Raw genomic sequence first — 24,397 nt, 5'->3', positions numbered from 1 at the left:
TTCCCGTCAATTTGCGACATAATTAACAAATTGTTCCAGTGCATCGTGAGAACTACTCGTCGCCTTCCCTGATAACGCTCCCACTGTAAGGGTTCCTTGGGTTCCGTTTTCGGGTATTAGAATTCCAGAGATAACCACAGGCTGCCAATAAAAGGCAAGTAACAACCCACCTACCAATAACGCACACCCCAACCAGATAATAACGACCCCTGGATCCTTTTTGACTTGTAACCCAGTAAATCCAGCAGTGCCGTCAAACGTTAATCGATAGGTTCCTTGTACATCAATTGTTTGTCCAGACGTGAGCTGACCGGATTGGACTGGCTCTGCCCCAGTGCCTTTGTATACCTGGTACAGAACACCCGCCTTCTGTGAAGAACTTGTTTTCATAATAGTCGTTGCTATGAGATAAAGTTCCGTTCCTGGGGCTTGAAAGTAATTTTGTCCCTGCTCACGCAAAACAACTGGGGTCTTTTGACCGTTCATGTCTGCCGTGAAATGGGCACCATTGGCGAAATTCGCTTGATAGAAGGTAATTCCCTTATAATTAAACGGATGGTTCACCGACAAGGTCTTCCTTGCCACTTCTTGTCCATTTTCTAAAATACTCATATCTGTATACCAATTATCCCGTTCGCCGTTGGGCAAAAGTCGATCCTCTGCAGAATTTATGCGAACACTAAACGTTTCGGACACGTTCCCTTTGGAGAGCTCGATTCCTTGTATTGGAAAAGTCTTTCCGGCTCCTTCCATAAAGTATCCTTTAAAGCCTAGGACAGATCCTAACAAGGCCCCAAGCACTAAAACTACAAATGAAAGATGGGTGATAAATGATCCCCAGTTTCCGAATCGACGTTTGATGGCAGTAAAACTCCATTGATCAGATTGGTCACTAAACATAAATCGGTATCCTTTTTGTTTCAAGAACTCCTGTACGGATTCCCGAAGTACTGTACCCTCTCCTTTGACTACCCTTCGATTTTTCTGTGGTACTCTTGCCAAATTTGACGGTGGACTCAGCTTAAACGTCTGTCGATAAATACCTCTAAACCTCTGCAGGCTACACACGATGAGATTAATACACAATAGACCCAGCAACAAACGAAACCAAACGGTACTAAAAAGATGTGTCAATCCCAACGTTTGCCATAATTGTCCGACTGCTTTAGCCTTCTCAGGGTCCTGCTCTGACTGAGGAATTAGTGTTCCAATCCCGGACACAAGAGCAATGATCCCTAAAAGAGCTAGTCCCATCTTCATGGAACTAAAGGCCCTCCAAATTCGATCAACCCAATCCTTCGAATTTTCATTTTCCTCCATCAATTTTACCCTCCCAGTCTATGACCTAATTCAAGTATTATTTACACAAATATATCGTAATATGCGACGCCGGAAGATCGACAAGTCTTAACTATATTTAAACCTATTCGGACATTGAATTCCGATCTGGTAGGGTTGAACTCAGAACTGAAAAATAAGAGATTATCACACCTCGCCCTCTTTCTTCTTAACAACACCTTCTAATAGCAAAGAAAGTTTATAATTGATATTATCCATAAAGCGAAGTTCAAGGTTGCTACACATTGTGGAGTTTAAAATACCAGAAAACATCTCATTGATTATTTCGGGCGGAATATCTTTTCGGAACTCATTTGTGTCTTGTCCTTCTCGAATGATACTAGTTAGAATCTCCTTAAACCTGGCTCCATGGGGTGCCTTCCTATCGACTTTATCGTGATTATGATAAAATTTCATGTATAAACTTATTAGTGGCTGGTTTTCTTCATAAGTTTTTCCTACGGCTTGTAACATTTGAAACAATTTCTGGGTTGCATTTATGGGTGATGTCTGTATATCTTCAGGAGTTTGTTGAGCACTGACAATTCTTTCAGCAAGGCAGTATTTTAGAATAGCTTCCTTAGATTCGAAGTAATTATAAAAAGTGCCTGTTCCAAGATCTGCTTCCTCCATAATTTCCGCAACTGTAGTTTCATTAAGTCCTTTGTTGAAAAATAACTTTACCGCTATTTCTGATATTGTCTTTTTTGTCCGAAGCCTTTTTCTTTCACGCTTACCTATTTCTTGCTGCATTTTTGCCCCCCCAGAGAGTCAGCCATTTATGAATATATTCACATTGATCAGGAACAGGTTCTTAGTCAAAATTCGTTGAGAAATAAATAGGTGCATACCTAATTTATCGGAATTTTTTAGGTATGCACTTATTATTGTCACTAAACAGTAAATATAAGAGGCTTTTCAGAACAGACCTTTATTTTTTTCCTATAAAAAATGAATCCGATCATTTAATGAATCTGTTCATTTTTATTTTAACCACGAATAATGATGTTGTCAATAAAAAATGAACAGATTCATCTCACTAGTGAGGATATCAGAAAGTAACCAACCCTTGTTGTAATAACTCTTACTTAGTGAGTAAGAGTTATTTTATGCACCCGAATCAGGTGCAGGCTCGGATACAGCCTGATGACAGGATGTTGTACATGAAGAATATTCCCACTGACCTGTTCCTGCTTTATTATCAATAGCTGTGATCGGATTGCTGGCACCAACTAACAACCCCTTCACGTTATCTCCATGGGTTATATGACATGAAGAGCAGGTTCCTAAATGCCCTCCAGAAGTGCCTGAAAAGTTATGCAGGTTTTGTTGCGAAGTATTAGAGAAACCAGAAGTTGTGGTATCAGGATCACTCGGCATTCCATATTGTGCGGGGACATGACACTTCCAACACAAATCATTGCCGGAACTAACCGTAATATTGTCTGATGTTGAGCCATGCGAATAGTGGCAAGTAAGACACGTCATCTTAAGGGTATTGTTATCCCTGTCAGTCGTTGTTCCTTCTAAAGGCAGTGAGGTTGTCAATGCTCCAAGAGTAGCATTGACAGGGTGGCCACTCTTACCCGTTGTATAGTCGCCATGACAACTCTGACAAAGTGTTTCTGCGCCGGAAAAATACACAGGGTTTTCACCCGAACTTGGATTTTTCGTCACCGCACCCGCAACCACGCTGACATCGTAAGAGGTCGAGGTATCCGGCGCAGTTGGCACAGCAATGGTGTTTTTCAACATGCGGTAGTTACCAGTCCCATGCGCACTGTGACAAGATGTACACCCCAAAGTCATAGGTTGGCTAGCATTCGTCCCACCGTATCCAGGAGCTGGTTCAGCCGTAGTCTCATCGACTTTATGGGCAGACGTAGTTGAAACTCCTCCCCAAGGCTCCCCTGCGTCTCCGTTACCGTTATGAGCAAATGCCCCTCCTAATGAACGCACAATACCATTTTCAGTCTTAGTATAGCCATTGTTTACATCGTATTTTGAATTAGTTGCCCCCTCATGGCAAGTAAGACATAATGCTGATGTCGTCGTAACATTATTCAGGGTCAGGAGTTGGTCTGCTTTTCCGTTATGAGTAGAGTGACAATTACTGCAGAGATTAGTATTGCTCATGTAGTTGTCATGGATATTTATGTTAGGAGGAAAGACTTTAACAGGCCAACCATAGGGGCTAGGGGTAGAAGTTCCACCAACTGTCTCTTCACTCCTGAGGCGGTAAATGACATTAGTGTAATTCGGCACTCCGTTGCCTCCATTATTATCTGTCCAGGTTGTAACAGAAATATTTGCTATGGGCACAAATGTTAACCCACCGTCAGTACTCTTCTCTATATCATAGCTGATTGTTCCACCGTTAGCAGGTGGCACTAATCGCCAGCTAAGTGTGATTTGACTTGTGTCGCTCTGAAGCGCCCCAATTTCGACTGAGACATCGTTAATGCCCTCTGTACCATCTGCTGCTTTAACAAGTTGATCCGACCAAAAGATAGATAGGCATATAATACCGCCAAAAAACATGAGCAACAAACAACGTTTTGAGAAGATACTCATATTAACAACACCTTCTTCTTTATAAATACACATTGAACAGGTTCGTCAGAGAATGGTTATGGTATATTACAGCTCAAAACCCGTTCTTCCAAATCATTTTACTAGCGGTGTGGTATTGCCAACGTTTAGTAGCCTAAAACCTGCACCCTGTTATTCTCACGGTCAGTCACATAAATTCTTCCCTCTGAATCGATACAAAGCCCATTAGGGAAGTTGAACTTTTCATTACCATTACCGTTACCACCGAAAGACCATAACTCATTACCCTTCTCATTATAAGCCCGCAAACTATGTGTAAAAACATCAACTACAAAAATAATTCCAGAGTCTGTCACTGCCAAACCTCTCGGTAGAGCTAATGCGCCGCTTTTTCCTTGAGTACCAGTAATCTTGAGCAGAAACTGTCCCTGCTGATCGAAAACCTGAATCCGGCCATTATTGGTGTCTGACACGTAGACCTTGCCGTTTTTCGCAACGTATAAGGCATTAGGATATTGAAACTTTCCATCTGTTATACCGGCACCACCAAAGTAGCGAATAATTTTGCCACTAGTATCCATAACTAAGACTACTTGATTGCCTACATCAGCTACATATATAAGGTTATCCGCCCCAACTTGAACCGCTGTTGGGCGAATAATTTCTCCTTGTTTACCACTCGTTAATTTTAACCTCTGTTTATTTAAAAGCGCTGTCTGCTCATTGCCCTTTATATCGTAGGTAAATAGTTCCATGAGGTTTGGATCAGCAATATAAAGTTTATTATTACCGAATGCCAGAGCAAAAGGATAATTTAACTTTCCTTTCCCCCAAGAAGAGATCCATTTACCTTCACGGCTATACACCTGTATCTGAGAACGACCTGTATCAGCCACAAAAACTCGATCAGAAGAAACTGCTACTGCTAACGGTCCCTCTAGCGCTTTAACAGTATTGATGGGATCAGAAGCATTAAGTCTTCCATCGATCGTAAAAATATAATGAGGCAGACCTGCTCTCACCTTTTCCGCAGTTAAGGGAGCGACCGAGGGGCCAGTATGAACTTTCATCCACCAATATCCGCTGATTCCTGCAACGGACAACAATACTAAGAGAATAACAGCGAATAAGCGATTTTTCTTAGTAATAATTTTCTTCAACCTTCTTCCTTAGCCTAAAACTATTTAAATACATTATAAAAAATGTAAAATATTCAACTTCAGTTCATTACACCTATAGCATTTGCATAATTTAGTACAAATATCACCAAGTTTGATTCTCGTCAATATGAACTGTGCTCTTTCTAAAACCCTTTGGAAACACTAGAAAAACTTCCTCGTATAATTTCAGACAAAACGTTGAAAGAGCCGACCACCCGAAGGCGATCGGCCTTTCTGAAACTTTTTCGAAGTCTTAGGGGATACGACCTCTATGATCATTAATGTGGTATTGTTGATTCAGACTTCTTTGTAATTATTATTTACCGTAAGGAAGAGTACTTTGAGTTGGGTCTACCCAGCCACTAGGAACATTTGTGCCCTGAGTGCTGTATTCAGTCGAAGATTTAACACTTGAATTGACACCACTTACATAAGTGTTGTTGATAAAGTCTCCAGAGTGTGAGCTGGTATGGCACTTCCAACAAATTGACATGTTAGTGTATCGTTTGAGTGCTGAAGACGGGTTAACATCGAGCAGGTAAGCTGTAGCGGCTGCCACATTGCCATCAAATTGTCCGCCTGGAGCAGTCAATGTTTTAATAGATTGATCTTTGGAATCGAGCATTACACTGACGTCCGTACCATGGGCAAAGTGACATTTCAAGCAAGTATAGGTGTCGCTAGTCGTGGTATGACGGAATGCAGTAGACCATACACCAGTTGCGGTTCCGGATTGAGCGAGGTAATCCGTATGGCAGGCGGCACAGTATTGAGCTATTTGTACGCCATATCCACTCTTGGCGTAGCTGCTAATGTCAACTTGTTTGATTGGCAGACCATTGAAGGTCCCTTCATCGGTTGCCATGAAGTCGAATTTGACGACAACGGCACGAGAGATGTCCGCTGCGACGGCAGATGCGAGACCATTTAAAGCACCATTTTTGGCATAAGCATAGCCAATCTTAAGAACTATTTGATTGGTTGCAGCTGCAGGATCTGCGGAGAATGCAAGCTTAGTTTTGGTTCCATTATACGTGTAGGCACTAAAGAAGTTAGTAAAATTAGCTCTCGAGCTGGAAGCGGAATCGTTAATCCAAGGAGTCAGGTCACGTTTATACGTAGTACCGGATTTCTTCATCAGAACGATAACTGGTGTACCAGCGGCTTCTTGAGTCACTTTAGTATCTAAGGTAGCGCTATCAGAAGTTGTTCTGTAAACAACATAGTTTGGAGCCGAGGCATCGACAGGAGTTGGCAGTGTATCTAATACAGTTGCCCCACCTACTTTCAGACTACCTGTACTTACAGGAGTAGCCGAAGCTTTACCATCTTTATCTGTATAACTTCCGTCAGCTGCTCTGAAGTACATATCTGTGCTACCAATGCTGTTCGGGTTGTAATTAAGCAAACGGTCACTGTACGAACCGTGTGGAGAATGGCAGCTAGCACAGTTAAATTCTGAGTTCCAGCCTGTTCCACCCGGGGCATTAGCGCTTGTATCCGAATGGTTACCGCCAGGAGCTGCTTTGGTTTCCATGGCACCGGTCGATAAATGCATTGAAGCGTTTCCAGCTGCGTTACCACCAAAGGTACCCGCTGTAGAACCTTGAAAAACGTTCAAGACACCAAGTGTACCATCATGACAAGCTATACAGGTATCATACACGCCGTCTTTGAAGAGTAAGTTAGCAGCTGCCGCGGTATGTGTTTGGTGACAGCTTGCACAGGAGTCGGTGTTGTTTTGGTATTCTCCGTGTACTCTCTCACTGGGTTTAACCTTGACTGTTGAAGTTGCTGTAGTACCATTATTAGTACCTACACCTACCCCAGTTTGGTTGGCATTGACAAGACCATTGTCGTGGGCTGCGTCAGTCGTAGAAATAGTGGTTGTGAGATCATTTCCCGGTACCTGATCACCATTAGGATAAGTTATAGGGTACGTTCCTCCAGCGGTGTTAGTGCCATCACCACTAGTATTGGCTGCGAAAGCAACGCTAGCCATTGACAAAGATAATACCATTGTCAGACCAAGCACTAAGAACAAAAACCTTTTCTTCATCTGTTACCCTCCTTGTTTTGCGTAGAACATCTTTTTCTTCCTATATGCCTTTTTAGCCTTGCCTATAGGATCCCCCCCCTCAACAAAACCCCTTGATGAATCCTTATTACTTATACACTGCTACCCTTTGATTCGACGAGTCTGTAATGTAGACGTTATCGTTTTGGTCTACAAAGAGCCCGTTTGGCAGAGAAAACTGTGTATTGGATTCCCCATTGCCACCAAAAGTGAAAAGTTTCTTATCCTTGTCACTAAGGTCAAACCCATAAACGAAATGAGTAAGATTACTTACAACGTAGAGGATACCGCGAGAGTCAATCCCAATCCCTCGTGGGTTCACGAATATAGAATCGCCAGCGCCATTTAAAGATCCGTTAATCGAACGAACATATTTATAATCCTTGTCGAAAACTTCCACTCTTTGATTTCCTGTATCGACTACATACAGGTTACCGTCTTTATCAAGTGTGAGTGCGTTTGGTGCTTGGAACTGCCCTGGCTTCTGTCCTAAGCTCCCGATTTCCTTGAGCAGCTTTCCTTCCAGGTCGAAGACTAGAACTTTGCTTTTCTTGATATCTGTGACATAAAGTTTGTCACCAACAATTCTCAGTCCACCGGGAGCTTCGATGATCGTTTCTTTGGGATCTTTCTCTGCAAAATACTTAATAAATTTTCCTTTACTATCAAATACGGAAATACAACCATTGTAGAGATCCGAAACATATACTTGACCTTGTTTATCCCCAGCAATCCCATAGGGGAACTTGAATTCTCCTTTTCCTTCTCCTTCTTTTCCAAATTTGAAGAAGGGTGTTCCTCCAAGGTCAAAAACTTGCACACGTTTATTATTTGTATCTGTTACATACACAAACTGATTTATAACAGCCACATCCATAGGTTTGTTTAATGCATCAGGTCCAAAACCACCATATATCATCTGATTAAAGGCTGGTTGGGCCTTACTATTTACCACCCTCTGTACCTGAGCAGATAAATTGGTGTCTTTGTATAAGAAAAAGTAGCTGAACACACAGGTTACCGCGATAAACGTTGCCAACATGCTAAGGTACACTTTATATTTTTTCATTATTTCACTCCACCCCTTTTACTTTAGACGTTCCAATGCTGCAATGGCAGGTTTGTAAAGTGGATCGTACGAAAGAACTTGTTTATAGATCTGGATAGCGTTATCTTTTTGCCCTTGCGCTTCCGCTACCATACCAATTTCAAAAATAATATCGGTATTTGTCGGCATTAGTGTATTGGCCATATTTAACGAATCTGTCGCTTCTTTGTACATTTTTAGATTTCTATAGACAATACCCTTCTGAAAGGGCACCTTGTAATCCCTGGGAGAAAGTTCACCTGCTTTATTCAACTTTTCTAATGCTTCATTAAATCTTTTTTCTTTAATAAGGACCAAGCTAAGGTTGTAATAGGCGTCAAAATCTTTTGGATCAATAATCAACGCTTGATTAAACTCTTGAATTGCTTGTCCGTCATTTCCTTTTAAGAAGTAGGTGTGTCCAAGATCAACTCTTGCTTGGGTGTTATTGGGATCGGTCTGTACTTTTTGTTTATAGAATTCCAACTGTTGATTAACGCGCTTCATGTCGAGGTCGCTCCAGAAGAAGTATTTTCCGACTCCATACCATCCTCCCACACTAATCACTAGGGTTAAAAGGATCAAGACTGCACTTGTCAAAGGTGTGAAACTATCTTTTTTAGATTTTGGGGATTGTGGTTGTGGTACCTTTACCTTCCCAACCGCTGCATTGACTACCAAGTTGTTATCTATCATTTTGATTTCCTCCTAAATTAAACGCTTCTATTTTCCCCCTGTTGAATGGCACTTACCGCACGTATTTTGACTGTGGCAGGTATAACAAAACTCAGATACTTGTGGTTTATCAGGTAATTGAATAGGATGTCTCTGTTGCCAGGGAACATCAGCGTGTATTGACGGGTGGCAGGAAGCACAAGTAATTGTTGTCACGGGTGAATTTCCCCGTGGAGTATTGTCATGACAGGTAAAACACTTGTCTTTGTTTTGGTCAGCTATGGCCCCGTGAGTTTCTTGCCAATTTTCGGTATGGCTTGGAGGTTTTTTGGAGTGACAATCCTTGCAAAACGTGTTGGCTTTCGCATAGTCGCTTGCCGATATCGTCGCTGTTTTTCCGCTATCCTTTGCAAGAAACTTTTGGAATGCTCCACCGTTCCCTGTGGAAACTTCTACTGGGTCCTTACTCATATAAGAGTGACAAGAATCACAGTTCAAGATATCCTTTTTTGCCAATTCTCCATGTCCCCCGTTTTTAAAGGCGTCGTCGTTGTGATTACTAGGTTTCATAGAGGTTGTATGGCAAGCGCTACAATTCAAAGGCTCTTTTCTTACTTTGTGGCAATTAAGGCAGACATCCATGTTTGGTCTGATGCTATTTAAATCTGACATGAAACTTTTCCCTGTAGATTCATCCCATTTTCCGTAATCAGTTATAAAGGTCGCTCGTTTTTCTGCGATATTACCGTGAGCAATTCCAGTGTGGCACTCTGTACAACTGACGCCCGCTTGGGTATGTTTGCTATGCGGGATGATAAGATCTCCGGAAGGCGTAACCTTCCGTGTATTCATGTCGTGGCATTGAGTACAGGTTGCATCTGGAATCGGCGTAGTCGATGTAATCGCGATCCCATAATTACCGGTTAGGGAAGCAAACAACTCCTCCACTGTAACGAGTTTATATTTGACTTTTGTCAGGATTCCTGGCTCGACATGGCAGGCGACACATTCCAGTTGACTATGTGACGAAGCCTTTAAGGTATAAAACTCAGGCTTCATCATATGACACGAAGAACAATAGGAAGTTTGGGATGTTTTCTGAAATGTCCCCCAGAAAAGGGCTACCACACCCACTAATATCAACAGAATGGTTAGTAAGAATTTCTTATTTATTTTGAAAGATTTGATGCTCATATAGCAGCCCTCCTACCCATTCTCTTAGGGTATTACCCTTATTGAAGGCCACATGGCAAAGCTTCATGGCACTTTCATATCCCATTGATCACTGTGATGAACATGAGACGTCCCACCATATGAAGTGATTCTGTAGTGAACCTCACATAATATGGTATCTAAAACGTAGTCTATAACACGATAACATCTTTGTTTAACCGTATGGATAATGTCTCTGGGAGTCGACAGTCCGACCATACGGAAGGACATATCGTTAAGCAATAGTACGAGAGAAAAGTATTGCAGTGTAAGAAGACTTCTTTGCGAACGAGAATGCATTTGATTCCTTTCACTTAGAAGATTGAATTTCTTACACTGCGCATTGCTGTTACCTCAACGGGGTTATACACCGTTTGTGTTTATTTCCAGTTTTAAGATACCTTATTGTTTTTGAACCAGTGGCACTGGTTGCAGTTGACTGGATTGGGACTAGGAAGAGCTTGCCCTGGTAATGGAATCTGTGTGGGAGATTGAGGCTTCGGCGTTGGCTTCTCTATATCATGGCAAGTTAGACAACTAGTAGGACCTTTATCTTGAATGACCAATGGGTGAGCCGGTAGCCACTCTTCTTTCCCAGCTAAGTGCCCGTCGGGACGCTTAGCATGGCAATCCGCACAAAATGTGTTACTACGGGCGTAATCTTTAACGTCGGTATTCTTTGTCACCAAAACACGCTCTTTTTCTCGAGAATGGCATGATGCGCAATAAGTGACATCCTGTCTAGCTGTAATTCCGTGCGTTGTTTTCCAGCCATCCGTCTGGTGAGAAGTAGGGGTCTTGATCGCTGTGTGACAAGCACTACAATTCATAGGGGGATGTAGTCCGCTAGCGTTTGCTGTCGTAGCAGGCTTAGCGGGCTCAAGAAGCTTTCCTGTTGCATTCGCAGCTTTTTCTTTTAATTGCCCCTGTTCTTCCACTCTCTGCTTTTCTGTCTGCCCCTGACCTGAATTCTCCAACCAGGGCTTTTTCCCTTGGTTCACTTGTTCATGACAGTTCAGACATACTTCCATCGCCAGTTTTGTATCATCAAAGGTCATCATTTTTTCCGCCTTGGATTCAGTCCAAGTCTGAAAATCTTTTTTCTGGGTTAAGCCCCGTTCGGCAACAAAACCATGTACTACTCCTGCATGACATGCTACGCAGGCAATTCCTTGCTGGAGGTGTTTATCATGAGGGATGTTGATATCCCCCGAGGCCGTTACTTTGCGTGCCGTACTGTGGCATTGTTCGCACACTTCATTTTTTATCGGATCGGGCATAACAATTGTATTGGGGACCTTTCCGGTAAGGTGAAGATATAATTGGTTAAGTGAACTTATTTTATGCTCGACAAAACTCATAGTTCCAGGTTCGATGTGACAGGTAACACAAGCTATCTTAGAATGAGAGCTTGTTTCCCAAGTAGCGAATTCCGGCGACATTTCATGGCAACTACTACAGAATTGGGGAGTTGAGGTAGCTTTTAGGGCCACTCCGGTCAGTAAAGAAATCGCCACGACACCTCCCAAAGCGATCAACAACAGCTTTTTGCGGTTCATGCTAAACAATCTCTTCTTCCCGTTGGAGAAAAAGCGCCCAATGGTAGCCAAAAGTCGTCTGACCCAGCTCCCTATTTTCTTGAAAATCATTTTAGGTTGTCCCCCGTTCGTGCAAAAATTCATTTTTTCCGTCTCGAACCTTTAAATAACATTCTGTAAATTTTCACAAGCACGGAGACTCGCGGACGGAATAGACAAGCTGCGACATTGTTCGCTAAAATTTCTTATAATGTACTAAATTTCTTAACATCATATTAGCATACGTTATTTGTTTTGAATATAGCATGTATCAGTCCAAATTATGGCACTAAATTGATATATGGGAGCAGTCAGTTTGCCTAGACATCACTACTGGAAGACATTTTCAATTCCGCAGATAGTAAACGTCACTATATTAACTCGACGTTAGTTATTTGAACGTAGTGTTATTTTACTGAACAAAAAAAGAAACCCGTAATTTATAAATTACAGATTTCTTTTACAGATTGGTTTTTTTCTTTCTAAAACTTCCGAACTCGAATAAACTCAGCCAGCTCTTCCAAGGCCTTTCGTGTTGGGACCTTAGGAAGATCTTGGAGATGCTTTTTAGCCTTTAGAACATATAAATCGACAAGCTGCATCGACTTATCGATGGCTCCGGTGGACTTGATAAGCCCAATGGTTATCGCTACATCCTCATCTGTTTTGTCCAATTTCCCAAGTAAGGCCCGCAAGCGATAAGGCTCTGGTGACGATTGGAGAGCAAGGATCATAGGTAATGTCATAATTCCCTGGCGCAAATCTCCCCCGATGGGTTTCCCAAACTCAGAGGGCTTGGCCGTAATATCCAATACATCATCGACAATCTGAAAGGCCATACCCAGTGAATGTCCATAAGCACCCAATGCCCATACTTGTCGCCGAGGAGCGCCTGAAACTAAGGATCCTAACTTACAACAGGCAGAGATTAGCAACGCAGTTTTTCGTTTAATACGATAATAGTACTGTTTTAAGTTTTGTTCTACATCAAAAGAAGATTTGATCTGTTGAATCTCGCCTTGGCACATTTCAACGCTGATTTCTGCTAAGATTCGTGCAACTTCCGGATGGTCAATCTTTGATATTAGAACAAATGATTTCGCAAACAGGTAGTCACCCGTTTCAATAGAAACTATATTTCCCCAATTAGCTTTAACCGTTGGCCGTCCTCTTCGAGTCATCGACGCGTCCACAACATCATCATGGACAAGTGAAGACATATGTATGAGCTCTAAAGCCATTGCCACAGGCATTAGCTTTTCTAAGTTATAGCCGTAGAATTTACCGGCTAAGAGTGTAAAAGCTGGGCGCAGCCGTTTGCCTCCAGCAGCCAATAAATGGACGGCCGATTCATTGAGAATCGGGTAATCCGTCTCTACGAATTTTGTCAGTTCTTTTTCAACCCGTTGTAGATCTGAATTTATCTGATTGAAGAGCCAGAGTTGTTTCAAAACCGGTTCACCTGCTCGCACCCTTTTCTTCATAAGATACCATATCTGATGGTAGTTCCGCTAGTGGATCATCTGGGATTTCGTCTTCATACGTTAAAAGTTCTTCGTCAGCCTTACTATTTATCGCCACAGTTTGCGGCGAGTGTGGCTTGGCTACTCGTGATGAAGTGGTTTGTTCAAATGCTTTGTTCAGAACATCAGTAGGAAGATTTATTGAGCTTTGAAATTCTTTGGTTAATTCATGGGTCGCTTTACGAATTTCAAAAACTACCTTACCTATTGTCCGAGCGATATCCGGCAGATCCTCCGGCCCAAATAAAATCAGAGCAAGAGCCAATATCATTAGAATCTCAGTAAAGCCCACGTCTTTGCCCCCTTATTTCGCAGCTAGTTCTTTTTCTCTTCTGCGTGAGACGAGATACCCTAGCCAGATACTCATTTCATAGAGGAGATACATCGGCCCAGCCATGAGAAGCTGCGTAAACAGATCTGGTGTTGGGGAAACCACAGCAGCCATGATGACAATTGTCAAGATCGCCCAGCGTCGTTTCTTTGCTAAAGTCTGAGGAGATAACAATCCTATCCGAATCAAAATCAATAAGACAATTGGAAGTTGAAACACCAACCCAAACGTTAAAAGAAACGTCAACAGAAAACCAAGGTAAGATGTTTTGGTCACAAATGGCGTCGATTGAACTCCCCCACCACCAGTTAAAAGCAAAAACTTGATCCCAATAGGTAATACCACATAGAAACACAGAGCGGCCCCACCTAGAAAGAGAAGTACCGAGCTTGGCACAATCATATATAAGTATTTCCGTTCATTTTGCTTTAATGCTGGTAACACGAAACTCCAAATTTGCCACATAATTACCGGAAGCGAAAGGGCAACACCAATGAACACAGAAACTTTAAATTTGACTAGCATAGGCTCCATTGGAGTTGTTGTAATGAACATGATTTTTTGCAAGCGAGTAACTGGAGTAGCCAAGTATGCAAACGTTAGATCACTGATAAACCATCCAATGATTGTACCCAGTGCAATAGCATATGCCGCGATAACCAGAACTTTACGCAGGGCTATGATATGTTCCATTAGCGGCAAATTGCCCTCATCGAGCGGTCGCTTGCGCCTGCGCATCGCTCTACACTTCCTTCCCGTACACCTTTAGCCATTCGTAGTGCGTATTGCGTTGAACAGCCTGATAACCTGCATCTTCAATACAACGAATAATTTCCTGTAATGGGACACGTGTTTGTACACCAGCAGCTCGCACCACATTTTCCTCTAACATGGTACTGCCAAAATCATTCGCTCCAAAACGTAAAGCAACCTGTGCCATCTTCGCGCCTTGAGTGACCCAAGACGCTTGAATATTTGGGACATTATCGATCATCAGGCGTGCTACTGCAAGTGTCCTCAAATACTCAACACCCGTACTTCCTTCTCCACCAAGTTCAGTGTTCGTAGGGGCAAAACTCCAAGGAATAAAGGCCGTAAACCCACCCGTTTGATCCTGAACATCTCGCACACGAACCATGTGCAGAACTCGCTCTTCAAACGTCTCTACATGTCCAAACATCATGGTCGCAGTGGTTTTCATACCTTGTTTGTGTGCTGTGATCATCACATCCATCCATTGCTGCCAACCAATTTTGTTAGGGCTGATCAGATGACGCACGCGATCATCAAGAATTTCCGCCCCTCCCCCGGGGATCGAATCTAAACCAGCCTCTCGTAGACGGCGAATGACTTCCTCGAGTGCCAACTGGGACTTGTTCGCAAGATCCCATATTTCAGGAGGGCTAAACGAATGAATGTGAATGGGGAAATGAGCTTTAATATCTCTCAGGAGATTCTCAAAGTACTCAAGATCCAAATCGGGATGTAATCCCCCTTGAATCAATAGTTGAGTCCCCCCAACTGCAATAGTCTCTTTAATTTTAGCATGTAATAAGTCGCGTGACAAAATATACCCCTCGGGGTCTCCTGGTTTACAATAGAAGGCACAAAACTTACATTGACAGGAACAGACATTAGTATAATTAATATTCCGGTCAATAACAAACGACACTATTCTTTTCGGATGCATTTGCTTTCGGACGAGATCCGCTCCTTGTCCCAATGAGAGAAGATCGGCATCTTGTAATAGTTTGACCCCATCTGCGACAGATAATCGCCCACCCGCTAGACGTTTCTCAATGATTTTTATGGTCTCTATTGGCACATTCTTCTCCCCCCAACACGTACTAATGGGTCTTGAGGACACGATAGAGAGTATCCCGTTCTACCGCATCTCGACCTGCTTTTTGAATCATGTGGACCATGGCTCGTTTACTCATAGCGTGACTTGTTTCAGCCCCGGTTACATGAATTATGCGTTCTTCCACAACTGTTCCGTCTAAATCATCCACTCCAAAAGCCAACGAAACTTGTGCCAATCTAGGACCAAGTATCATCCAAAACGCTTTGATATGATCGAAATTATCTAAAAGGATTCGTGAAATCGAAAGCACTTTCAAATCTTCAAAACCCGTGGTATTTCCCACTCCCATGGTTCCTTCTATTTTGGTATTTTTAGGGTACAAAGGAAGTGGGATGAATGTTAGAAACCCTCCAGTCCGATCTTGTAGCGCCCGTAGTTGCAACAAATGGTTAATTCGTTCCTCTGAAGACTCTAAAGAACCATAAAGCATCGTAGCATTTGTGCTATTATCGAGATCACCACAAACATCTGCATAGTTAATAGGCCGATTGACAATAAAATAGGTGCGATTACCGTTTTTTCGTTCACGCATAAGATTAGCCATATACCCCAGAGCCAAGATGTCTTGACTTTCCATCATACGAATCCCAGCATCAAAGTCCAATCGCTCGCCCTTTTCAATTTTTTCAATCAGATCATTGAGTTCACTTTCAATAAATAGTGAGGGCATAGCATACTCTCCTTTTTAGCGCAATAACGTTAAATCCAAGATTGAGAATACAAAAAGCAAGATACTTAAGTAGCCATTTAGATCGAAAAAAGCAACTCCAATCTTTGAGAAATCGTCTGCAGAAACAAGGCGGTGCTGGCGAAAGAGTAATATAATCGCGATCGCAACACCCACATAGTACAGCCAATGCATGGACATAACCACTCCAACCGCGATAAAGAAGAGTGGTGCGAGCATATGTAGGAACGACGAAATTTCCAAGCCTCTTCGCAAGCCAAAAATTGCCGGGATCGAATGCAGACCCTCCTTGCGGTCAAATTCCACATCTTGACAAGCATAAACGACATCAAACCCAGCTACCCAAGTCACGACCCCCAATCCTAATAGGATTGGGGCTAAAGCCCAATGACCCGTCACCCCGATCCAGGCTCCAGCAGGGGCTAAGCCCAGTGAAATTCCTAATACGAGATGGCACGCCCATGTAAATCGTTTTGTATAGGAATATAAGACCAAGAAGAAAACAGCAATTGGCATTAGCCACAAGGCCAGAAGATTGAGCCTGTACGCCGAAAACCCCAAAAGCAAGAAAGAGAGCAGTGTATAAATGTAGACTTCATTTACTCTTAGCTGACCTGCCGGTAGTGCCCTCTGGGCCGTTCGGGGGTTTCGCGCATCAATATGCCTGTCAATTAAACGGTTTAGGGACATCGCGGCTGTCCTAGCCCCAATCATAGCCAGCGTAATCCATATAAGCTTAAAAGCCGAAGGAATTCCATCTGCCGCCAAAAAGGCACCTAAGTAAGCAAAAGGAAGGGCAAAAAGGGTATGTTCTAATTTGATCATTTCGAAAAAAACCTTTAGTTTATGCATACTCCTACTCCGTTCACAACTTGGGGTTTATAATTTGTGCTCACTTGCTTTTCTATGTATTGATACACCTCGCGGAGGGGATGTAATTTTAGCTGTGAGCTCAAGGAAGTCTCATTTAAAATATTATTTGCCCGTTGAAGGATTGATTGTACAACAGTGTTCTCCAACTGTTCCTTCCACGCTCCCCACGCTAATCCTAGTTCCCAGCCAAAAGCTTCAAGCTGTTCCTGGACAGGAAGTGAAGCACCCGCAAGTTCTGCACTAAGACGGGATGCTAACGCCATTAATGATGCGCTCTCCATCTCAACAATATGAAGACACTCATCGATACCGAGTCTCTCGTCACGAGCAAGCCATCTAGATATCCCTCCCTCGCTCATCGTTCCAATAACTTGAGCTAGAGGGTCGAGAAAGAACAATAGCTTCTCACGGCAGAGCTCTAAAAAGAACTTTCCATATAATAAATCCCCGACAAGCACTGGAAACTGTCGAAGCTCTTCCGCAATATCATGATCATCTTTTATTAACTTATGAACCTTATGGGCCATAAATATAAATTGTATTATGACTGCCAGCGCTTCTGATTTTTGTCCATGTTCTGCGCAAGCCCGACTCACGGCTAAGACAATAGCCGGATGAACTGTTTGATCAAGTTCATCCATCTCCAGCTGAACCAATTCATCGAAGCCCGCTGGCTTAAAGTTAATTTCTTGACGCAAACGCGCCTGCACTGCTTTCAGTTTCTCAAGGAAGCTGAATTCTACCGGAACCATCTTATCGCTCCTTGTCTATCATAGAACATTAACCTATTATGTATTCGAGATACTTATTAAAAGTCCTGCCTTCTTTAATATACTGCACCTTGATAATATGACATTATTATTGATAGAATATGTAATCAATCCTGAAATACAATAGACCTTGCAACTTTTTCAGTCACAAGGTCTATCTAGGACCAGTCAGAAAATATAACTTGTCTCCATTATCCGTACTTATCTTAGTCCGGAGTAAAATAAATATCCCTCCTAAATATTTACCGCTTCCTTTGGATCCTCAACAATTCCCCGCTTTATTTCCGTTGCAGTCATATGACCTGCTTTGAAATGATCCGTTAAATAGTTACAGGCATCCCAGGGATTGACACGGTCCCCGCAAGTAAAGACGTCTACAGCAGCATATCCGAGTTCTGGCCACGTGTGGATGGCTAAGTGTGATTCGGAAATAACAACAACACCGCTCACCCCTTGAGGACTAAACTTATGAAACACTACCTCACGCACCTCGGCACCTGCTTCCAAAGCTGCATTGACCATTAGGGTTTCGACTTTTTCACGGTCATTTAAAATGTCGAAACTACACCCATAAATTTCAGCCAACACATGACGTCCAAGAGAATTTGCCAATTGTGATCGTTGCCCCCTTTTCTGTTAAAAAACAATATGGAGTATGAGCCGGTCATTTCTTCCACCGACTACTCCAAATTTCCATCAGGTTAAATTTTAGCATAAAGTACGGTGTTGTCAATAAAAATAATATCTTGTATACAATCATTTTACTCTATCACACTTCAACTTGTGTTAAACGCATTGAAGATTTCTGTCGAAAGATTTAAAAACGCCAAATACAACAAACTAAACAAAATTAAAACCCTCTGTTTTCAACATCTGTATTGACTTGCTAGTCTCACTATTCTAAACTGAATAATGTAAGGTGAATGGTGTGGAGGTGAACTATTTGAGCCTAACCTTAACAGCTGCTGAAGCGGCAAAAATTCTCAAGATTTCGAAATATACCCTCTATGAACTTGTTAAACGGGGAGAGATTCCCGCTCATCACATCGGTCGCCAACTCCGCATTGATCCGGCTGTCCTAAATCACTATCTGCACGGAACTCTTGGAACCCATATTTCAGTTCATTCAGACATACCCTCTGAGACTCCTGAATTGCCTATCATTCGCTTCGTTGGTAGCCACGATCCAATCGTCGAGCTACTTTTTGAGTTTCTTAAACATACACCCGTACCCATCAAATCCTCGCTTTCATTCAAAGGTAGTATGGACGGACTCATCGCACTTTATCGTGGGGAAGCGGAAATTTCAGGGGTACATCTTTGGGATGAATTGTCAAAGGACTATAACATTTCCTTCGTCAAACATGTTATCCCCGGAGAACCCGTTCGCCTTGTCAATTTAGTCCAACGGGAACAGGGTTTCATTGTGGCTCCTGGCAACCCTCTGCAGCTTCGTAACTGGGCAGATATCACCCTTGAAGGACTACATTTCATCAACCGTCAGAAGGGATCAGGAACCCGTCTACGCTTGGATGCATACCTACAAGCAGCAAAGATATCACCTGGTCAAATTCTGGGTTATGAAGATGAAGAAACCACACACTCCGGTGTTGCTTGCCTCGTTGCAAATGGGCAGGTCGATGTCGGCGTCGGAGTGAAGGCTGCCGCTCAACGACTTGGACTGGATTTTATCCCTCTGTTCCAAGAGCGGTATGATCTGGTTTGTTTAGGTAAAACCGCCAAAACCGATGTTTGGCAACAGCTCATGAGTGTACTGAGATCTTCCGGATTTATCCAAGCCATTCACCAGCAGAATGGGTATGATACTTCTCTAACAGGAAAAGTTCTATTAGATGTTTAAAGAACGAGATGGTACGGAAAGGAACAGAGAGGTCGTTCGTTTTTTAGAAAGATGAGATGGAGGAAATAAATGTGAAAAAGAATTTTAGATTTAGACTTAATTTTGGTTTTGCACTCCTTATAATTGCCCTATTAGTAGTTGTCGTCGGATGTGGTAAATCTGCAACTCCCACAACTCCTGCAGCAGCACAAAAAACCGAAGTTCCCAAGCCAGCTAATCCTGACCTAATTTTAGCGACCACCACAAGTACTCAAGATAGCGGTCTACTCGATGTTCTCATCCCTGCCTTCGAGAAAAAAACAGGCTATAAAGTCAAAACAGTTGCCGTCGGTACAGGAGCCGCTTTAGCCATGGGGGAAAAAGGGGATGCTGACGTTTTACTAGTGCATGCCTTTGCCTCAGAAAAAAAATTAGTGGATAACAAAACAGCCATTAACTATCAGCTTGTGATGCATAACGATTTTGTCTTAGTTGGACCTGCAACAGACCCTGCCAAAGTAAAAGAAACAAAAACAGCGGTCGATGCCTTAAAGGCCATTTATGCAAGCCCTTCAATCTTTGTCTCACGTGGAGACGATTCTGGAACGGATAAAATGGAAAAAGCTTTATGGACAAAGGCTTCTATTAAACCTGCCGGAACTAAGTATCAGTCGACAGGTCAAGGCATGGGACAAACACTCACCATTGCCTCGGACAAAGAGGGTTACACCCTTACAGACCGCGCGACCTATCTTGCTACAAAGAAAAACTTAAAGCTTGATATTCTCCTTCAAGGGGAAACTTCTCTCTTGAATATTTATCACGTCATGCAGGTTAACCCTGAAAAATTCCCAAAAGTCAATGCTGTTGGCGCCAAAGCCTTCGTAGATTTCATGATTGATGCTGACACTCAAAAACTCATCGGATCCTTTGGTCAAGACAAATACGGCCAGCCCCTCTTCTTCGCTGATGCAGGAAAAAAGATGGAGGATCTTAAATAATTATTGCTAATAACTTATTAAAGCAGTTAAGGCTTGGCGCTAGCCAAGCCTTTTTCATCTAAATTGAAACGGGTAGGTAACAGTATGGAAATGATCTGGCAAGGTGTCCTAGCCGCTATCCGCCTCCTTATAACCGGGGATCCCGAGGTGATCGATATTACGCTCCTCACCCTCAAAGTCTCTTTCACTGGAACGTTCATAAGCTTACTTATCGGGATTCCGTTCGGCACGCTCCTAGCTTTGAAACCCTTTCCAGGGCGGCAATTCGTTTTAAGCGTTGTTAATACCGGGATGGGCTTACCCCCAGTGGTCGTTGGACTTTGGGTCTCAATTTTCCTTTGGCGTTCCGGCCCTTTTGGCTTTTTAAATATTATGTATACTCCTATCGCGATTATCATCGCCCAAGCCATCATCGCTTCTCCCATAATCGCCGCCTTAACCTGTGCTGCTCTTCAACAAACTGACCCCAAACTCAGGCTCCAAATCCAGGCGCTGGGTACAACTCGCCTCCAGTATATTTGGCTACTTCTTAAAGAAGTCCGTTTTTCTCTCCTTGCTGCAATTATTGCTGGTTTCGGGGCTATCGTTTCCGAGATTGGGGCGTCGATGGCGGTAGGGGGTAACATCAAAGGACAAACTCGTGTTCTGACAACTGCCACCGTCCTGGAAGTTTCCAAGGGTAACTTCGACATCGCTATTGCCTTGAGCATTATCTTATGCATACTAGCATATGGGGCTACATTAGGCTTGACCCTACTCCAGCAGAAACAGCAAGGAGGGCAATAATGTGCTTGAAGCCCGAGATATAACCTGGACAAAGGAACATAAAATCATCTTGCGAAATATTCATTTTCATATTTCCCCTGGAGAATGTGTAGGACTAATCGGGCCAAACGGATCTGGTAAAAGCAGTTTGTTGAAAATCCTTGCTTTTTTGGAATCTCCAACCTCCGGACAACTCTATTTCCAGGGCCAACCCATACCAAAGAACGTTCCGCTTGCTATGCGTCGTAAAATTGCTATAGTTTTTCAGGAAGCCCTCTTATTAAACACACGCGTTTTTGACAACGTTGCCATTGGCTTAAAGATCCGGCACCTTCCTAAAGAAAAGATTCGGAAACAGGTAGACTATTGGTTAGAACAATTTGGGGTAATCCACCTTTCTCAGCAATCTGCGCGATCGCTTTCCGGGGGTGAAGCGCAACGTGTCAGTTTAGCACGAGCCTTTGCTATGGAGCCAGACGTTCTTTTTTTGGATGAGCCTTTCTCCGCTTTAGATGCTCCCACTAAAGAAGGACTACGCATTGACCTTGCGCAAGTTTTTAATTCCACTCGAACAACTACCGTCCTCGTAAGTCATGACTTCAAAGACATTGCACAGTTGACAAACCGCGCCTTAATTCTCTTGAATGGGCAAGTCTTGGCTGAAGGCTCTCCATCAGAACTTCTATCGAATCCTCAAAAGGAAGATGTAAATCGTTTTCTTGCTCACTTTGCTTCTTAACTCGGCTTTCGTCCAACCTAGGCTATATCGCCTAGGTTTTTCTTTTCAAGTTATTCTAGTTACTAATTCTCATCGGAACGAATGTCACGATAAAAGTCCTCATTAATAACACGCCCACCACTCGACAAAAGAGCATAAGAAAAAGGCCCGGAATCCGAGCCTTTTCTTATGCTATCTTCATGAGTATCTTTTTATTGGTCTACTTTTGAGAATTTTCACCTAGGTAGTAGGCAAATCTCAAATTACATAGCATTTTTATAGATTTGAATGACTTGTTCAAGCGTTGCTGTGCGAGGATTGGTGAATTGACAAGCATCTAATTTCGCATTTCCAGCCATCAGAGCGAAGTCTTCTTCTTTTACATTCAGTTCACTTAGCCCTGAAGGAATTCCGACATCTTGAGACAAGGTGGCGATTGCGGTTAAGCATTTTTCAGCAGCATCCCGTACAGAAAGTCCGTCAACATTTTCTCCCATTGCTACAGCGATCTCAGCAAAACGATCGAGATTACCAATCATGTTAAAGCGTGAAACGTGGGGCAGAAGGATTGCGTTACATACACCATGAGGCAAATTATAGAATCCACCTAATTGATGAGCCATTGCATGAACATAACCTAAACTGGCATTATTAAACGCCATACCAGCTAATAATTGCGCATAAGCCATTTTGTCACGAGCCTCGAAATCATCGCCATTTGCTACGGCACGACGTAAGTACCTAGGGATTAATTTAAAAGCCATTAAAGCAGCCGAATCAGTCACTGGTGTAGCAGCTGTGGAAACATACGCTTCGACAGCATGAGTGAGTGCATCCATTCCTGTGGCAGCGGTTAAGCTAGGCGGTTGTTTCATCATCAACAAGGGATCATTAATCGAGACATTCGGGGTTACATGCCAATCAACGATGGCCATTTTAATATGCCTTGCAGCATCTGTGATAATACAGAATCTGGTCATTTCAGCGGCAGTACCAGCTGTTGTGTTAATAGCAATCATAGGAGCCATTGGTAGTGGGGATTTATCGACGCCTTCATAATCATTAATTCTTCCGCCATTACCTGCAACAAGGCCAATTCCTTTTGCGCAGTCATGGGAAGATCCTCCGCCTACGGATACAATCAGGTCACAACCCTCTTTAGTATAGATGTCAAACCCATCATGCACGTTTTTATCTGTTGGATTCGGTTCAGCACCGCCATAAATAACAACTTTGACGCCTTCTTTATTAATAATGTCTGCAATTTCTTGAGCCATTCCAACTTTTTCGAGATAGGCATCGGTTACCAATAGTACCTTTTTTCCACCCAGTAATTTGGCTTGTTTTCCTGTTTCTTGAGCTGCCCCAGCTCCCATAAGGTTTACTGTTGGCATGTAATACCCATATACTTGATGAATGATCGACATATTCGTTTCCTCCCATTTCTATTTAATATTTATCGTTGTCTTTATATATAGCAAGATTCATGCCAAGAATCTGAATATTTTTGTTATTCTATTCACAAGGCATTCTCCCTAACGAATTATGTATCTTTTTAATATAAGATTCTGATTTGTAAATAATTTCGGATCTTTTACGTGCCCTAATTTGACGCACTTTGCTCTGAACAACGTTTTATTTCGGAACACTCTTCATATTGCCTTTGAATTGCAAATTTAAACTTATTGAAATAAAAGATGGATTAAATTGTTGCGAACAATTTAATCCATGCCGTTTGGGTCACAATTCACTTCATTGTTAAGATATTTCAACCGGTACATTAAACCATCCTTGGAGATTAGGTTTACGCAACCATAGCTTTGTTCAAAACGAAAGACGTTTTCTAAGGGTATTCCGAGTACTCTACATAAGATTACTCGGTTTATACCTGCATGTCCAATAATTAAAATGGTATTTTCATTGGATTGGGCAAGGCTTTCAAAGATAGGTATAACCCTTTTGGAGCAGTCGGAAAAGCTTTCTCCCTCTGGTGAACAGTAATTCGCTATATCTTTACCACGTTTTTCAAATTCCTGAGGATTCTTAGCTCGAATTTCAGAAAATAGTTTCCCCTCCCAATCACCCATATTCAATTCACGTAACTCAACGCGAGCTGTTGGAATGATTGAATGAGCCGAGGAAATAATCTCTGCTGTTTGTTGCGCTCGCTCTAGATCACTGCAATATATGTTATCTAAGGGCATCCGACTAAATATCTCTTTCAATAAGGTAGCCTGCTTCACTCCAAGAGCACTTAACGGAAGGTCCGATTGACCGATATAGCGTTTATCTCTTCCAAGACCGATATCGCCGTGCCTAGCTAAATAAATAAGCTTTTTACCCAT

At 42.6% G+C, this 24,397-nt stretch carries 23 protein-coding genes; 4 read left to right on the top strand and 19 right to left on the bottom strand.

The features are described 5' to 3' along the window. Positions 1–6: 6 nt before the first annotated feature. The 17 genes from E4K68_RS01820 to speD form a co-directional block, all read right to left on the bottom strand. The gene (locus E4K68_RS01820) at positions 7–1,320 is read right to left on the bottom strand and encodes a cytochrome c biogenesis protein ResB (protein WP_135377027.1); all 1,314 of its coding nucleotides are present in this window, start codon (positions 1,318–1,320) and stop codon (positions 7–9) included. Between the two features lie 165 nt (positions 1,321–1,485). After that, the gene (locus E4K68_RS01815) at positions 1,486–2,091 is read right to left on the bottom strand and encodes a TetR/AcrR family transcriptional regulator (protein ID WP_135377026.1); all 606 of its coding nucleotides are present in this window, start codon (positions 2,089–2,091) and stop codon (positions 1,486–1,488) included. 354 nt (positions 2,092–2,445) lie between these two features. Further along, complete coding sequence (locus E4K68_RS01810; RefSeq protein ID WP_158291349.1) at positions 2,446–3,912, bottom strand: cytochrome c3 family protein; 1,467 nt, start codon at positions 3,910–3,912, stop codon at positions 2,446–2,448. A 125-nt stretch (positions 3,913–4,037) separates the two neighbouring features. Beyond that, positions 4,038–5,051 carry a hypothetical protein gene (locus E4K68_RS01805; RefSeq protein WP_135377024.1) on the bottom strand — a complete coding sequence of 338 codons (1,014 nt, stop codon included), beginning with the start codon at positions 5,049–5,051 and terminating at the stop codon, positions 4,038–4,040. Positions 5,052–5,367: 316 nt separating this feature from the next. Beyond that, on the bottom strand, positions 5,368–7,110 hold the full coding sequence (locus tag E4K68_RS01800) for a cytochrome c3 family protein (RefSeq protein WP_135377023.1): 1,743 nt from the start codon (positions 7,108–7,110) through the stop codon (positions 5,368–5,370). A 106-nt stretch (positions 7,111–7,216) separates the two neighbouring features. Further along, positions 7,217–8,197 (bottom strand): 6-bladed beta-propeller, encoded by a 981-nt coding sequence (locus E4K68_RS01795; RefSeq protein WP_243450214.1) that lies wholly within the window; start codon positions 8,195–8,197, stop codon positions 7,217–7,219. Between the two features lie 18 nt (positions 8,198–8,215). Further along, a complete protein-coding gene (locus E4K68_RS01790) occupies positions 8,216–8,911 on the bottom strand; it encodes a tetratricopeptide repeat protein (RefSeq protein WP_135377022.1) in 696 nt (231 codons plus the stop codon). Positions 8,912–8,938: 27 nt separating this feature from the next. Beyond that, entirely contained in the window at positions 8,939–10,084 is a 1,146-nt protein-coding gene (locus E4K68_RS01785; RefSeq protein ID WP_135377021.1) for a NapC/NirT family cytochrome c, read from the bottom strand. A gap of 410 nt (positions 10,085–10,494) precedes the next feature. Beyond that, a complete protein-coding gene (locus tag E4K68_RS01780) occupies positions 10,495–11,751 on the bottom strand; it encodes a NapC/NirT family cytochrome c (protein ID WP_135377020.1) in 1,257 nt (418 codons plus the stop codon). A 410-nt stretch (positions 11,752–12,161) separates the two neighbouring features. After that, positions 12,162–13,130, bottom strand: a complete 969-nt coding sequence (locus tag E4K68_RS01775; RefSeq protein ID WP_135377019.1) for a polyprenyl synthetase family protein — start codon at positions 13,128–13,130, stop codon at positions 12,162–12,164. A gap of 7 nt (positions 13,131–13,137) precedes the next feature. Continuing rightward, positions 13,138–13,494, bottom strand: coding sequence for a twin-arginine translocase TatA/TatE family subunit (locus E4K68_RS01770; RefSeq protein WP_135377018.1), 357 nt, complete (start codon positions 13,492–13,494; stop codon positions 13,138–13,140). Positions 13,495–13,506: 12 nt separating this feature from the next. Continuing rightward, positions 13,507–14,271: a twin-arginine translocase subunit TatC gene (tatC, locus tag E4K68_RS01765; RefSeq protein ID WP_135377017.1), complete on the bottom strand. Its 765-nt coding sequence runs from the start codon at positions 14,269–14,271 to the stop codon at positions 13,507–13,509. A gap of 4 nt (positions 14,272–14,275) precedes the next feature. Further along, entirely contained in the window at positions 14,276–15,358 is a 1,083-nt protein-coding gene (gene mqnC / locus E4K68_RS01760) for a cyclic dehypoxanthinyl futalosine synthase (RefSeq protein WP_135377016.1), read from the bottom strand. A gap of 22 nt (positions 15,359–15,380) precedes the next feature. Further along, positions 15,381–16,067 (bottom strand): FO synthase, encoded by a 687-nt coding sequence (locus E4K68_RS01755; RefSeq protein WP_135377015.1) that lies wholly within the window; start codon positions 16,065–16,067, stop codon positions 15,381–15,383. Between the two features lie 15 nt (positions 16,068–16,082). After that, a complete protein-coding gene (locus E4K68_RS01750) occupies positions 16,083–16,937 on the bottom strand; it encodes a UbiA-like polyprenyltransferase (RefSeq protein WP_135377014.1) in 855 nt (284 codons plus the stop codon). Continuing rightward, positions 16,925–17,710 carry a polyprenyl synthetase family protein gene (locus tag E4K68_RS01745; RefSeq protein WP_135377013.1) on the bottom strand — a complete coding sequence of 262 codons (786 nt, stop codon included), beginning with the start codon at positions 17,708–17,710 and terminating at the stop codon, positions 16,925–16,927. Before E4K68_RS01745 ends, E4K68_RS01750 begins: the two co-directional genes overlap by 13 nt. A 252-nt stretch (positions 17,711–17,962) precedes the next feature. After that, a complete protein-coding gene (speD, locus tag E4K68_RS01740; protein WP_135377012.1) occupies positions 17,963–18,340 on the bottom strand; it encodes an adenosylmethionine decarboxylase in 378 nt (125 codons plus the stop codon). A gap of 331 nt (positions 18,341–18,671) precedes the next feature. On the opposite strand from speD, the gene E4K68_RS01735 reads away from it, so the two are divergent. The 4 genes from E4K68_RS01735 to E4K68_RS01720 all read left to right on the top strand — a co-directional run bounded on the left by E4K68_RS01735 (position 18,672) and on the right by E4K68_RS01720 (position 22,073). After that, positions 18,672–19,589: a helix-turn-helix transcriptional regulator gene (locus E4K68_RS01735; RefSeq protein ID WP_135377011.1), complete on the top strand. Its 918-nt coding sequence runs from the start codon at positions 18,672–18,674 to the stop codon at positions 19,587–19,589. Between the two features lie 71 nt (positions 19,590–19,660). Next, positions 19,661–20,569 (top strand): substrate-binding domain-containing protein, encoded by a 909-nt coding sequence (locus E4K68_RS01730; protein WP_243450213.1) that lies wholly within the window; start codon positions 19,661–19,663, stop codon positions 20,567–20,569. An 84-nt stretch (positions 20,570–20,653) separates the two neighbouring features. Continuing rightward, positions 20,654–21,355, top strand: a complete 702-nt coding sequence (locus E4K68_RS01725; protein ID WP_135377009.1) for an ABC transporter permease — start codon at positions 20,654–20,656, stop codon at positions 21,353–21,355. 1 nt (position 21,356) lies between these two features. Further along, the gene (locus E4K68_RS01720) at positions 21,357–22,073 is read left to right on the top strand and encodes an ATP-binding cassette domain-containing protein (RefSeq protein WP_135377008.1); all 717 of its coding nucleotides are present in this window, start codon (positions 21,357–21,359) and stop codon (positions 22,071–22,073) included. A 242-nt stretch (positions 22,074–22,315) separates the two neighbouring features. On the opposite strand, the gene E4K68_RS01715 is transcribed toward E4K68_RS01720, so the two are convergent. Further along, complete coding sequence (locus E4K68_RS01715; RefSeq protein ID WP_135377007.1) at positions 22,316–23,479, bottom strand: iron-containing alcohol dehydrogenase; 1,164 nt, start codon at positions 23,477–23,479, stop codon at positions 22,316–22,318. 294 nt (positions 23,480–23,773) lie between these two features. Next, a complete protein-coding gene (gene cobC, locus E4K68_RS01710; RefSeq protein WP_135377006.1) occupies positions 23,774–24,397 on the bottom strand; it encodes an alpha-ribazole phosphatase in 624 nt (207 codons plus the stop codon).

The organism is Desulfosporosinus sp. Sb-LF (assembly GCF_004766055.1).
Classification (GTDB): Bacteria; Bacillota; Desulfitobacteriia; order Desulfitobacteriales; family Desulfitobacteriaceae; genus Desulfosporosinus.
This window is presented reverse-complemented; position numbering and strand designations above follow the sequence as displayed.

What these genes read in the sequence shown, in the direction of transcription:
- cobC (WP_135377006.1), bottom strand. Translation starts at nt 24,397, where the DNA reads ATGGGTAAAAAGCTTATTTATTTAGCTAGGCACGGCGATATCGGTCTT.
- E4K68_RS01780 (WP_135377020.1), bottom strand. Translation starts at nt 11,751, where the DNA reads ATGATTTTCAAGAAAATAGGGAGCTGGGTCAGACGACTTTTGGCTACC.
- E4K68_RS01790 (WP_135377022.1), bottom strand. Translation starts at nt 8,911, where the DNA reads ATGATAGATAACAACTTGGTAGTCAATGCAGCGGTTGGGAAGGTAAAG.
- tatC (WP_135377017.1), bottom strand. Translation starts at nt 14,271, where the DNA reads ATGCGCAGGCGCAAGCGACCGCTCGATGAGGGCAATTTGCCGCTAATG.
- E4K68_RS01750 (WP_135377014.1), bottom strand. Translation starts at nt 16,937, where the DNA reads ATGCATAAACTAAAGGTTTTTTTCGAAATGATCAAATTAGAACATACC.
- E4K68_RS01820 (WP_135377027.1), bottom strand. Translation starts at nt 1,320, where the DNA reads ATGGAGGAAAATGAAAATTCGAAGGATTGGGTTGATCGAATTTGGAGG.
- E4K68_RS01745 (WP_135377013.1), bottom strand. Translation starts at nt 17,710, where the DNA reads ATGGTTCCGGTAGAATTCAGCTTCCTTGAGAAACTGAAAGCAGTGCAG.
- E4K68_RS01795 (WP_243450214.1), bottom strand. Translation starts at nt 8,197, where the DNA reads ATGAAAAAATATAAAGTGTACCTTAGCATGTTGGCAACGTTTATCGCG.
- E4K68_RS01755 (WP_135377015.1), bottom strand. Translation starts at nt 16,067, where the DNA reads ATGCCCTCACTATTTATTGAAAGTGAACTCAATGATCTGATTGAAAAA.
- E4K68_RS01800 (WP_135377023.1), bottom strand. Translation starts at nt 7,110, where the DNA reads ATGAAGAAAAGGTTTTTGTTCTTAGTGCTTGGTCTGACAATGGTATTA.
- E4K68_RS01715 (WP_135377007.1), bottom strand. Translation starts at nt 23,479, where the DNA reads ATGTCGATCATTCATCAAGTATATGGGTATTACATGCCAACAGTAAAC.
- E4K68_RS01810 (WP_158291349.1), bottom strand. Translation starts at nt 3,912, where the DNA reads ATGAGTATCTTCTCAAAACGTTGTTTGTTGCTCATGTTTTTTGGCGGT.
- E4K68_RS01815 (WP_135377026.1), bottom strand. Translation starts at nt 2,091, where the DNA reads ATGCAGCAAGAAATAGGTAAGCGTGAAAGAAAAAGGCTTCGGACAAAA.
- E4K68_RS01785 (WP_135377021.1), bottom strand. Translation starts at nt 10,084, where the DNA reads ATGAGCATCAAATCTTTCAAAATAAATAAGAAATTCTTACTAACCATT.
- E4K68_RS01725 (WP_135377009.1), top strand. Translation starts at nt 20,654, where the DNA reads ATGGAAATGATCTGGCAAGGTGTCCTAGCCGCTATCCGCCTCCTTATA.